The following is an 11,651-nucleotide window of genomic DNA, read 5'->3' on the forward strand; positions in this document are numbered from 1 at the left end:
GACCGTACCGACCGGGGCCAAGCACTCTCCGTGACCATTGCCGGTCGATGCCGCGCACGACTCGCCGCACCGACCACAGGACGTTACGCTGCCCGGCATGGCCAGACAGGGCTGGGGAGGATTGATCGCCACCGCGGCCGGCGTGGCAGCCGGTGCCGGTGCCGCCCAACTGGGTTTCGGGTACGGCCTGGGCATCCTCAACTGGGCACCCCCTGAGGCGACCGCCGGCACGGCGGCCTGGGTGGCGAGCCTGATCTGGGCCACCTGGATCGCCGCCACGTCGACGATCTTCGGCGCGGTCTGCGCGCAACGGCTGCACGACCGCCGGCGGGCCGCATCACCGGCCGACAGCTCGACGCCGGTCGGAGCGCCCACCTCCGACGCCCCACCGCCGCCGTCCGGCACCGCGGCGCTGTCCAGTTCGGCAGCGGCGGCCGACGGGCCGGCGACGTCCGACCGCCCGGTTCCGCCCTCTGCCGACCGTCCGTCCGCCACCGCCGGGCACACGGGAGGCGGGCTGCGGGGAATCGTGCTGGCCGTGGCCGCCGGCCTGGGTGCGCTGATCACGGTGCTGCTGGTCGCCGTGCCGGCCCGGGTGGCCGTGGTGCCGGACACCCCGTCTCCGCGGGACATGGCCGCCGGGTACGCAGCGGTCGGCGTCCTGATCGGGACACTCGTGGCGATCTGGGCGCTGCGTTGCCGCGCCGCCGCCACGAACGTCATCGCCACCGCCGGTTGGCTCTGGCTGCTCGCGGTCATCGCCGTGGTCGACTCGGTGCTCGCCGGTCGCGGGCTGACCACCGCGCAGCTCGGCATCTGGCAACTGAGCTCGGACAGCGAGCAGTTCTGGGTCCGGGACTACTTCTACTGGCCCGGTGCGGCCCTGTCGCTCGGTTCGGCACTGGTGATCGGTGCGTTGGCGGCCCGCGGCGGAGTCCGGGCGACCGACCGACGGGTCGGTGCCACCGCCTCGGGCGCCGCCGGTCCGCTGCTGGTGGCCATCGCGTACTTCCTCGCCGTGCCGAGGCTCACCGCGATCAGCCCGGAACAGGTGTCCGCCCATCTCACCGCCCCGTACGCGGTGATCGTCGGCATCGGCGGCTCGGTCCTGGTGGCGGCGCTGGCCCAGCGGTCGGCCCGACTGGCGGCCCGCCGGTCGAGTGGCCCCGACGCGGCCCCGACGGTGCCCCGACAGCGGGTCGGCGACTCGGACCGGCACACGCCCGGGTCCGAACTGGATGCCGACCGGCCCGCGCCGGACGCCGAGCCGTCCGCGCCGGACGCCGAGTGGTCCGGGGCGGGTGCCCCGCTGTCCTCGGCGGGTGCCCCGCGATCCTCGGCGAGTGCCACGCGGTCCGCCGACCGGCTCGACCAGACGGTGACCGGCGAGGTGCCGGCGGCCCGGAAGGAAACCGCATCGGCGGGAACCACGTCGCGACCGGCAGCGGTCAAGCCAGCGGTGGTCAAGCCGGCAGCACCGAAACCGGCCGCACCGCCCTCGGCGGTGCAGCCGGAAGGGCCGGCGGAGGTGGGTGGGAAATCCGGGTCCTCGCCGTCCGAGGCGTCGTCCGGCAGCGACGAGACGCCCGAGGGCGGGAATCGCCGCGGTCGTCCCCGGCAGCGAGGTCGCTAGTCTGGATCTTGGCACGAAACGGCCCACCGAGGGGCGATCCCGCACCAAGATCTGGCGAGACGGCCGGGCCGCTCAGTCGAGCGGCCAGGTGTGCACCGGCTCGTTCGTGTACTGCAACTGCGCGTAGCGCTGGAGCATGTGGTGCAGCGCGGCCCGACGATCCAGGCCCAGGTGCCGCTCGGCGGCCCACACGGTGGCGGTCTGCCAGGCCGCCCCGTTGCGTCCGGTACGACAGCGTTGCTCGATGATGCCGAGTAGCCGGTCCCGCTCGGTGGCCTCGACACCGAAGCCGTCGAGGCCGGCGGCGGCGAGCGGCAACAACGTGTCGAGCACCAGCGTGGCCACCGGCACGTCGCCCAACTGCGGCCAGTGCAGGATCGCGTCCATGCCTCGCCGGGCGGCGGCGTGGAAGTTCTCCTCGGCCGAGCTGAAGGTGAGTTGACTCCAGATCGGCCGGTCGGCCTCGGCCATGCCCCGGACCAGCCCGAAGTAGAAGGCGGCGTTGGCCAGCATGTCCACCACGGTCGGGCCGGCCGGTAGCACCCGGTTCTCCACCCGCAGATGGGGACGGCCGTTCATGATGTCGTACACGGGCCGGTTCCACCGGTAGACGGTGCCGTTGTGCAGCCGCAGTTCGGCCAGCTCGGGAACGCCGCCGGCGTGCAGGACCTCGACCGGGTCCTCGCTCTCGCAGATCGGCAGCAGCGGCGGAAAGTAGCGGACGTTCTCCTCGAACAGGTCGAAGATCGAGGTGATCCACCGCTCACCGAACCAGACCCGGGGCCGTACGCCCTGGGCCTTCAGCTCGTCCGGCCGGGTGTCGGTGGCCTGCTCGAACAGGGCGATGCGGGTCTCCGCCCAGAGCTGCCGATCGTAGAGAAACGGTGAGTTGGCGCCCACGGCCACCTGGGCGGCGGCGATCGCCTGTGAGGCGTTCCAGTAGTCGGCGAAGCTGTCCGGCGCCACCTGGAGGTGGAACTGGAGGCTGGTGCAGGCCGCCTCCGGCGCGATCGAGTCGTTGTGCGTACGCAGTCGCTCGACGCCGCGGATGTCCAGCTCGATGTCCTCGCCCCGGGCTCCCACGATCTGGTCGTTGAGCACCCGGTACCGCTCGTTCGTGGAGAGGTTGTCGGCCACCAGGTGCCGCTCGTTCAACGTGGGCAGGATGCCGACCAGAACGATCCGGGTGTCCGAGCGTGCCGCGCGCTCGTTGGCCCGGTCGAGGCTGGCGCAGAGGTCGCGTTCGTAGTCCGCGAACCCGTTGCCGGAGATCATTCGGGGGTTCGCGTTCAGTTCCAGGTTGAACTGTCCGAGCTCGGTCTGGAACAACGGGTCGGCGATCGCGGCCAGGATCTCCTCGTTGCGCATGGCCGGTTCGGCCGCCTGGTCGACCAGGTTGAGCTCGATCTCCAGCCCGGTCATCGGGCGGTCGGCGTCGAAGCCGAAGTCGTCGAGCATCAGCGCGAACACGTCCAGGCAGCGGCGGACCTTCTGCCGGTACCGGACCCGATCCTCACGGGAGAAGGAGGCTCGATCGACGTCCCTGCCCATGCTTCCTCCCGGCGCGCGACGCCACGGAACGGTGCCGCTCCGCAGCGCACTGTGAACCATACTCGTTGGAGGCGTCGAGCCCGGCCACCCCGAAGATCGGTCCATTGCCGCAGTCCGCCCGGCAGCGGCGATCGATCACGTCGCCCCGACCAGCTCGGTCGCCTCCGCCGGAGTACCTACCCCGCCACGCTGCGGAACCCCCGGCGACCAGCGACGAACAAGTTGTGACAATTCGCACCGATACCCGGGGACGGACCTGACCCGGGACAGCCGACAGGCCCGCGCGGTGCGGGCGCGGGCCTGTCGGGGCGTACGGATCAGGACTGCCGGATGGCCTCGCCCTCGATCTCGATCTTGACCTTCTTGCCGACCAGTACGCCGCCGGACTCCAGGGCCACGTTCCAGGTCAGGCCGAAGTCCTCGCGGTCGATCTCGGTGCTCGCCGAGAAACCGAAGATGTCCTGGCCGAAGGGGCTACGGCCGACACCCTCGAACTCGACCTTGAGGTCGACCGGACGGGTCACGTCCTTGATGGTCAACTCGCCGGTCAGGACGAACTCGTTGCCCTCGTGGGACTTCACGCCGGTGCTGCGGTACTCCAGCGTGGGGAACTTCTCGGCGTCGAGGAACTCGGGGCTGCGCAGGTGCGCGTCCCGGTCCGCCTGGGCGGTGTTGATGCTGGCGGCCTGGATGGTGGCGGAGACCGTGGACTCCAGAGGCTCCTCGGCGATCGTGATGGTGGCGCTCGCGTCCGCGAACTCGCCGCGAACCTTGCTCACCATCATGTGCCGGGCGACGAAGCCGACCCGCTTGTGCGCCGCATCCAGCAGGTAGGTACCGGCCGCCGGGATGGTGAGGCCGTTCCACTCGCGGGTAACCGGCTCGGTGCTGCTGGTCATGAGAGACTGCCCTCCAGGAGATATCGTTTAGTAGCCCAACGGCTGCGTCAGCAACTATAGCCTCGGCAATATTCCTGGTGTCAAGTATTGGTACGATGGACGGGTGGAAGCGAACACGTTCGACGACCCTCGGATCACGGCTGTCGGCCTGCTCTTCGAGGTGCACGCCGGGCTGGCCGCCCGATTCGCCGCCCAGCTGGAGGAACACGGCCTGTCATCGGTCGAGCTCGAGGTGCTGACCAGGCTCACCCGGTCACCCGACAATCAACTGCGGATGACCGACCTTGCCGCCCAGACCTCGTTGTCCACCAGCGGCGTCACCCGGGTGGTGGACCGGATGGAACGCGACGGGCTGATCACCCGTCGTGCCTGCCCCTCCGACCGGCGCAGTTCGTACGCGGTGGTGACGCCCGCCGGCCTGCGCCGGCTCGACGAGAGCCTGCCCGGGCATCTGCAACTCATCGAGGACTGGTTCACCGGGCAACTCGACCCGGCCGCGCTTGACGCACTCCTCGACGGCCTGCGCCGGATCCGCGACGCCGTGCACCCCTGCGCGACCGCCGGGAGTCGATCCGTCGCGCCCGGGGAGACACCTGCCGAGTGCGCCGAGGACGCGGTGGCACCGCCCACGACGGGCGGCCAGCCGCGCCGCTGAGAGACCCCTCGCATCGTCCGCGCCAGCGGTTCCCGGCGTCCTCGACGAGGTGTGGACCCTGGGTGCACAGGGCACCAGCCGAGCGTCACCTCACCGGCAGAAAGACCGGCAGAACCACCGGATCAACCGGCGATAGCCCACCAAACCCGACAGACGGGCCGGCTGACCCTCGCTAGTCTCGCAGCGGCGGGGGCAGCGGGGGGCACCGGCGCGGGCGATGAGCGAGGGGTGGCAACAGGGGGCTTCCTCGCCCGCGCCGTCCCCGTCCCCGCCACCCGCGGTCCCTTCGTGGCGCTCACCGCCCGTCCACCGGGGGGCCGTTCCGGGTCACCGACAGCACGTAGAGCAGTTCCTCCTCGTGTGCGAGCAGCCGGACACCGCTCTCCCGGCAGGCCACCTCCAGCCGGTCGAGCACGCCCGCGTCGGAGGTGCTCGCCGCCAGCCCCACCAGAGCCTCCACCACCGTGCGTCGGTCCCGTCCGACCTCGTCCGGCTCCGCTGCGGCGGCGAACCACTCCGCCGCGACCTCCCGATCACCCCGGTGCAGCGCCAGGTGGCCCTCGATCAGCGCGCCGGTGCCGTCGAGCGGGCGCAACTCGGCGAGCACCTCGGCGGCCTCGACCGCCCGACCGTCCTGAGCGAGCGCCAGACCCAATGTCCCCAGCACCTCGCGCCGACCGCGCGGGGTGCCCAGGTCGCTGAACGCCGCCAACACCCGGCGAGCCTCGTCGACAGCGTCGGCGTACCGGCCCTCCAGGCGGAACACCTCCGCGACCGTGCCCCGGGCCAGCAGCCGCAGCCGCTGCTCCGCGCACTGCCCACCGAGCCGGTCCACCACGGCCAGGCGGCGACGTGCCGTGGCCAGGTCACCGATTCTCATCTCGTGCCACGCCAGCTGATGCTGCGCGACCGCCATCTGGCGGGTCAGGCCATGCTCGGTGGCCAGGGCCAGTACCGCCACCGCCTGCTCCCGCGCCTGGTCCGGCCGTCCGGTCGCGGCCAGCAGGACGCCGAGTACCGTGCGCGCCTCCAACTCACCCGGCACGTCACCGAGTCGACGAAACTCCGCCAGCGCCGCGCGGGCCGTCGGCAGCTCCGTCGCGGCCGCACCGTGCTCCCCGGCGAGCATCGCCACACCCACCGAGGCCCACGCGCGCAGGGCTGGATCGGCGTCGGCGGTGCGCGGGTCGGCCAGCAGCCGCAGCAGCCACTGCCGACCGACCACGTCCCGCCCGCGTAGCCGCCACCACCGGGGCAGGCTCACCGCCAGGCGTAACGCGGTCAAGGGGTCGTCGACCGCCGCGTACGCCAGGGCCGAGCTGATGTCGCCGGTGACCTCGTCGAGGCGGTGCGCGGCGGCACTGGCACCGGCGCCCGTCAACCCCGGCGCGGTCCGCTCCACCAGCCGGGTCACCACCCGCGCGTGGCGACGTCGGATCACCGTCGACTCGCCGGTGCCGGACGCCTGCTCGACGGCGTAGTCCCGGACGGCGTCGACGAGTCGGAACCGGTACGAGCCGCCACCCCGTACGCTCAGCAGACCGAGATCGAGGAAGCGGTTCAACAGCGGCACCGGATCGACGCCGGTGCCGGCGAGCATCTCCTCGGCCAGTTCCACCGACCATCGGTTGCCGAAGGCAGCGAGCTGGCGCAGCACCGCCCGGTCCTCGACGGCGAGCAGGCGGTAGCTGGTGGCCACCGCGTCCCGCAGGGTCTCGGCCACCGCCGTGCGAGCGTCGTCGCCCCGGGGCCGTGGCACCCAACCGCTGTGCGTGGCGGCCGAGGTGTCCAGATCCAGCACCCGGTCGCCGTACCGGTCGAGCAGTTCGGTGAGGTCGAGCAGCCGCCCGCGCGCCGCCATCAGTTCGATGGCCAGTGGCAGCCCACCCAGCCGTCGCACCAGGGCGGCCAGCGCCGGCAGCTCGGCGTCGTCCGGCGGTTCCCGCCGGACCTGGGCCAGGCGCGAGGTGAACAGGGTCACCGCCGGATAACCGGCGAGCGTGGCCGGATCGGTGTCGCCCGGTGACGGAACCTCCAACGGCGACACGGGGCGCACCCACTCACCCGGCAGCCCGACGGGATGCCGACCGGTGACCACCACCCGCAGCGACGGCACCACGCCGACGAGCCGCCGCAGGGTGCCGGCCACCGGGTCGGGTGCCCGCTCCACGGCGTCCACCAGCAGCAGCGCCCGACGGTCGCCGAGCCGAGCGGCCAGCTCGGCGTCCCGGGCGACACCGAAGACGGTCATCACCGCGGCGTGCACGTCGGCCGCGTCCGACCCGGCACCGATCAGGACGCCGGCGACACCGCCGGGGTGGGCGGGCGCGGCGGCGTGCACCGCCGCCAACGCCAGTGCCGTCTTGCCGACGCCGGCCAACCCCACCAGGCTCACCACCCGGGGACCACGCGGATCGTTCAGCAGCGTGGCCAGTTCGGTGACGTCGTGCTCCCGGCCGATCAGTTCCGGTGGTGGCGGCAGCCCCAGCGGAGTACCGACCTCGGGTTGGGCGGTCGCCGGCCCGGCGCCCCGGGCGGCGGCCAGGAATGCCGCGCGGGTGGGACCGGTCAGTCCGAGCGCCCCGGCGAGCAGTTCGACGGTGGTGCGCTGTGGCCGGGTGGACCGGCCGCGTTCCAGATCACGGACCGTTCGCACCCCGACACCGGCGCGGGCGGCCAGCTCAGCCTGGGTGGTGCCGGCAGCCAGCCGATGCGCCCGCAGCAGCTCCGGAAGACCGGCGTGCGGCGGGCCGGATTGACGATCATGACCGGGAGCCATGGGCACGGACAATACGGGCCAGGCCCGACATCGGACACGGGATCGTCGGCCACCCGACGATGCCGTGCCGAAAGCCGACAACGACCGGGGGGCCACGGACAGCCGTCGATGCTGGCGGTGGGGCCTCCCGGGCCCACCCCGGACGGGACCGGCCACCGACCAGGCTGGCTCACATCCCCAGGTCGCGAGCGATGATCATGCGCTGTACCTCGGAGGTGCCCTCGCCGATCTCCAGGATCTTGGAGTCCCGCCAGAACCGGGCCACCGGGTACTCGTTCATGAAGCCGTACCCGCCGTGGATCTGCGTCGCCTCCCGGGCGTTGTCCACCGCGATCGTGCTCGCGTGCAGCTTGGCGATCGCCGCCTGCCGCTTGAACGGCTCGCCGGCCAGCATCCGGGCGGCGGCGTCGTAGTAGGCGAGCCGGGCGGTGTAGGCCTTCGCCTCCATATCGGCGATCTTGAACTGGATCGCCTGGTAGTTGCCGATCGGCTGACCGAAGGCGTGCCGCTCCTTCGCGTACTTGATCGACTCATCGACGCAACCCTGGGCCAGGCCGACGGCCAGCGCGGCGATGGCGATCCGGCCCTCGTCGAGGATGCGCAGGAACTGGGCGAAGCCGCGACCGCGCTCGCCGAGCAGGTTCTCCGCCGGCACCCGGCAGTCGTCGAAGGTCAGCTCGTGGGTGTCCGAGGCGGTCCAGCCGACCTTGGAGTAGCCGGGCGCGACGGTGAAGCCGGGGGTCCCGCTCGGCACGATGATCGAGGACAGCTCCTTCGTACCGTCCGGCCGGGTGCCGGTGACGGCGGTGACGGTGACCAGGGTGGTGATGTCCGTGCCGGAGTTGGTGATGAACGCCTTCGAGCCGTTGATGACCCATTCGCCGGTCGCCTCGTCCAGCACCGCCCGGGTCTCGGTGCCCCCCGCGTCCGAGCCGAAGCCCGGCTCGGTCAGCCCGAACCCGGCCAGCGCCTCGCCGCTGAGCAACCGGGGCAGCCACCGTGCCTTCTGCTCGTCGGTGCCGAACCGGTAGATCGGCATCGCGCCCAACGAGACCGCCGCCTCCAGGGTGATGGCCACGCTGGAGTCGACCCGGGCCAGTTCCTCCAGGGCCAGGCAGAGGGCGAAGTAGTCGCCGCCCATGCCGCCGTGCTCCTCGGCGAAGGGCAGGCCGAACAGGCCCATCTTGCCCATCTGGCGGATGATCTCGTACGGGAAGGTGTGCTGCTCGTAGTGCTCGGCGATGACCGGCGCGACCAACTCGCGGGCGAAGTCCCGCACGCTGTCCCGCAGCGCCTCGTGCTCCTCGGAGAGCCGGAAGTCCATCGGGTTTCCTCCTGTGTGGACGGCCCGCCGGGCGCTCGTGACGCCGGGACGGGAACGTGCTGGGTACCGGACGACTCAGACCGGGGTGACGCCGTGCCGTCGCCGGGAGAAGTGCCGTTGCTTGCCACGGGCGGCGGCGAACCGGCGCACCAGTTCGGCGCGCAGTTGCCGCGGCTCGACGATCGCGTCGACCACCAGCTCACTGGCGAGCCGTACGACGTCGATGTCCCGCTCGTACTCCTCGCGCCGGGCGGCGACGAACGCGGCCCGCTCGGCCTCGTCCTCGATCGCGGCGATCTTGTTCGCGTACACGGCGTTCACCGCGGCCTCCGCACCCATCACGGCGATCTTGGCGGTGGGCAGGGCGATGGTGGCGTCCGGCTCGAAGCCCGGCCCGGCCATGGCGTAGAGGCCGGCGCCGTACGCCTTGCGCACCACCACGCAGATCTTCGGTACGGTCGCCTCGGAGATCGCGGTGATCATCTTTGCGCCGTGCCGGATGATGCCCTGCTTCTCCACCGCGCTGCCGACCATGAAGCCGGGCACGTCGCTCAGGAACAGCAGCGGCACGTTGAACGCGTCGCAGAGCTGCACGAACCGGGTCGCCTTGTCCGCCGAGTCGACGAAGAGCACCCCGCCCTTGAACATCGAGTTGTTGCCGACCACGCCGACGACCTCGCCGTCCAGCCGGCCGAACCCGATCGTCAACTCCTTGGCCCAGAGGGCCTGGATCTCGAAGAAGGAGTCCTCGTCGAGCAGGCCCTTGACGTACCGCCGCATGTCGAACGCCTGCCGCTCGCTCGCCGGCACCAGCGCGGCGAGGTCGGCCTTCGCCGGTGCCTCGACGGCGGGGGCGGCCGGCGGCTGCTGCGTCCAGTTCGCCGGCAGGTACGACAGGTAGCGCTTCACCACGTCGAGCGCCTCGGCCTCGGTCTTGCAGAGGAAGTGCCCGACACCGGACTCGGCGCAGTGCACCCGCGCCCCGCCCATCGCTTCGAGCGTGGTCTTCTCACCGGTGACCATCTCGACCATCCGGTCCGAGCCGAGGTACATGCTGGCGTTGCCCTCGACCATGGCCACCACGTCGCAGAACGCCGGAATGTACGCCCCACCGGCCGCGCTCGGCCCGAACAGCGCGCAGACCTGGGGGATCGAGCCGGAGGCGCGGACCTGGTTCCAGAAGATCTTCCCGGCGCCACGCCGCCCGGGAAACAGCTCGACCTGGTCGGTGATCCGGGCACCCGCCGAGTCGACCAGGTAGACCATCGGGACGCCGGTGTCGTACGCCCGCTCGATGATCCGGATGATCTTCTCGACGGTACGGGCACCCCAGCTGCCGGCCTTGACCGTGGAGTCGTTGGCCATCAGGCAGACCTGGCGACCGTCGACGGTGGCGGTGCCGGTGACCACGCCGTCCGCCGGCAGCCCCTCGGCCAGCGCGTTGGCGTAGAGCCCGTCCTCGACGAAGGAGTCCTCGTCGACCAGGAGCGCGACCCGCTCCCGCGCGAACAGCTTGCCCTTCGCGGCGTTGGCCGCGTGGTACTTCTCCGCACCGCCGGCCCGGACCCGCTTGCGCAGCTGCTCCAGCGCCTCACCGTCAACCGTCACGCGGACTCCCTCACCGTTCCCACCTGAACGATCGTTAGGCTACCCCACCCCACCCACCCCCCGCACCACCCTGGAATCCCCAGCGTTGATCATGAGGTTAGCGGCAGTTTTATAGATCAACTTCGCCGCCAACCTCATGATCAACGGGCTCTGGGTGGGGTGGGGGGTGGGTGGGTGGATCAGGCGGGCAGCGGGGTGAGGCGGGTGCGGGGGCCGGCGCGGAGGATGGCGGAGGGGAGGGTGCGGGCGGTGAGGGTCTCGGCCAGTTCGGCGACCTCGATCAGGGCGGCCAGGTCGATGCCGGTGTCGATGCCCATGTCGTGCAGCATGTGCACCGCCTCCTCGGTGGCCAGGTTGCCGCTGGCACCGGGCGCGTACGGGCAGCCGCCCAGCCCGCCGACACTGGCGTCGAACTCGGTGACCCCGAGTTCCAGGGCGGTCAGCATGTTCGCCAGCGCCGTGCCTCTGGTGTTGTGGAAGTGCAGCAGCACCGGAACGTCGGCGTTGCGGTCGCGTACGGCGGTGAGCAGGTCACGGACCCGCCGGGGCGTACCCATGCCGGTGGTGTCGCCGAACGCGACGCGGTCGGCGCCGTCGCGGACCACCCGGTCCACGATGGCGGCCACCCGCACCGGGTCGATGTCCCCCTCGTAGGGGCAGCCGAAGCTGGTCGCGACGATCACCTCGGCGCGGGCACCGGCACCGTGCAGCAGGTCGATCAGTTCCGCGATGTCGTCGAGCGACTCGTCGGTGGACCGGTTGACGTTGCGCCGGTTGTGCGTGTCGCTGGCCGAGACGACCACCTCGATCTCGGTGAAGCCGGCGGCCAGGGCACGCTGCGCGCCGCGCGTGTTCGGCACCAGCGCCGAGTAACGCACCCCGTCCACCCGCTGCGCCCGTCGCCACACCTCGTCGGCGTCGGCCATCTGCGGGATCGCCCGGGGGTGCACGAACGACACCGCCTCGATCCGACGCACCCCCGTACGCGAGAGCGCGTCGAGCAGCCGCACCTTGGCGTCGGTCGGGATCGGCGCCTCGTTCTGCAACCCGTCGCGCGGCCCGACCTCACGAATGGACACGTACTCCGGCATCTCCGCCATCCCGCCACCTCACTGTGACAAGCCCTGTCTCCAAACACCCCCAGCATGTCACGCCCCACCGCACCTCACCCCCACCCCTTTCCCCCGGGCGATCATGAAGTT

The 11,651-nt window shown here is 71.7% G+C and carries 8 protein-coding genes; 2 read left to right on the plus strand and 6 right to left on the minus strand.

What is annotated here, in order from left to right; translation table 11 throughout:
• The first annotated feature begins 97 nt into the window (after window positions 1–97).
• The gene (locus O7605_RS19585; protein ID WP_269740509.1) at window positions 98–1,633 is read left to right on the plus strand and encodes a hypothetical protein; all 1,536 of its coding nucleotides are present in this window, start codon (window positions 98–100) and stop codon (window positions 1,631–1,633) included.
• Between the two features lie 72 nt (window positions 1,634–1,705).
• Here O7605_RS19585 and O7605_RS19590 read toward each other — a convergent pair whose 3' ends face one another.
• Both O7605_RS19590 and O7605_RS19595 read right to left on the minus strand, forming a co-directional pair.
• Window positions 1,706–3,184 carry a glutamate--cysteine ligase gene (locus O7605_RS19590; RefSeq protein ID WP_269740510.1) on the minus strand — a complete coding sequence of 493 codons (1,479 nt, stop codon included), beginning with the start codon at window positions 3,182–3,184 and terminating at the stop codon, window positions 1,706–1,708.
• Window positions 3,185–3,501: 317 nt separating this feature from the next.
• On the minus strand, window positions 3,502–4,083 hold the full coding sequence (locus tag O7605_RS19595; RefSeq protein WP_269740511.1) for a YceI family protein: 582 nt from the start codon (window positions 4,081–4,083) through the stop codon (window positions 3,502–3,504).
• Between the two features lie 103 nt (window positions 4,084–4,186).
• Between O7605_RS19595 and O7605_RS19600 the strand changes: the two genes are divergently transcribed.
• On the plus strand, window positions 4,187–4,738 hold the full coding sequence (locus tag O7605_RS19600) for a MarR family winged helix-turn-helix transcriptional regulator (RefSeq protein ID WP_269740512.1): 552 nt from the start codon (window positions 4,187–4,189) through the stop codon (window positions 4,736–4,738).
• A 295-nt stretch (window positions 4,739–5,033) separates the two neighbouring features.
• Here the strand turns inward: O7605_RS19600 and O7605_RS19605 are convergent, their stop codons facing one another.
• The 4 genes from O7605_RS19605 to O7605_RS19620 form a co-directional block, all read right to left on the minus strand.
• Entirely contained in the window at window positions 5,034–7,517 is a 2,484-nt protein-coding gene (locus tag O7605_RS19605) for an ATP-binding protein (protein ID WP_269740513.1), read from the minus strand.
• Window positions 7,518–7,686: 169 nt separating this feature from the next.
• Window positions 7,687–8,841, minus strand: a complete 1,155-nt coding sequence (locus O7605_RS19610) for an acyl-CoA dehydrogenase family protein (protein ID WP_269740514.1) — start codon at window positions 8,839–8,841, stop codon at window positions 7,687–7,689.
• A gap of 75 nt (window positions 8,842–8,916) precedes the next feature.
• The gene (locus O7605_RS19615; RefSeq protein ID WP_269740515.1) at window positions 8,917–10,449 is read right to left on the minus strand and encodes an acyl-CoA carboxylase subunit beta; all 1,533 of its coding nucleotides are present in this window, start codon (window positions 10,447–10,449) and stop codon (window positions 8,917–8,919) included.
• A gap of 179 nt (window positions 10,450–10,628) precedes the next feature.
• Window positions 10,629–11,540, minus strand: coding sequence for a hydroxymethylglutaryl-CoA lyase (locus O7605_RS19620; RefSeq protein WP_269742689.1), 912 nt, complete (start codon window positions 11,538–11,540; stop codon window positions 10,629–10,631).
• Window positions 11,541–11,651 lie beyond the last annotated feature (111 nt).

The sequence above is a fragment of the Verrucosispora sp. WMMA2121 genome (assembly GCF_027460185.1).
Classification (GTDB): Bacteria; Actinomycetota; Actinomycetes; order Mycobacteriales; family Micromonosporaceae; genus Micromonospora; species Micromonospora palythoicola.

What these genes read in the sequence shown, in the direction of transcription:
- O7605_RS19585 (WP_269740509.1), top strand. Translation starts at nt 98, where the DNA reads ATGGCCAGACAGGGCTGGGGAGGATTGATCGCCACCGCGGCCGGCGTG.
- O7605_RS19590 (WP_269740510.1), bottom strand. Translation starts at nt 3,184, where the DNA reads ATGGGCAGGGACGTCGATCGAGCCTCCTTCTCCCGTGAGGATCGGGTC.
- O7605_RS19595 (WP_269740511.1), bottom strand. Translation starts at nt 4,083, where the DNA reads ATGACCAGCAGCACCGAGCCGGTTACCCGCGAGTGGAACGGCCTCACC.
- O7605_RS19605 (WP_269740513.1), bottom strand. Translation starts at nt 7,517, where the DNA reads ATGGCTCCCGGTCATGATCGTCAATCCGGCCCGCCGCACGCCGGTCTT.
- O7605_RS19610 (WP_269740514.1), bottom strand. Translation starts at nt 8,841, where the DNA reads ATGGACTTCCGGCTCTCCGAGGAGCACGAGGCGCTGCGGGACAGCGTG.
- O7605_RS19620 (WP_269742689.1), bottom strand. Translation starts at nt 11,540, where the DNA reads ATGCCGGAGTACGTGTCCATTCGTGAGGTCGGGCCGCGCGACGGGTTG.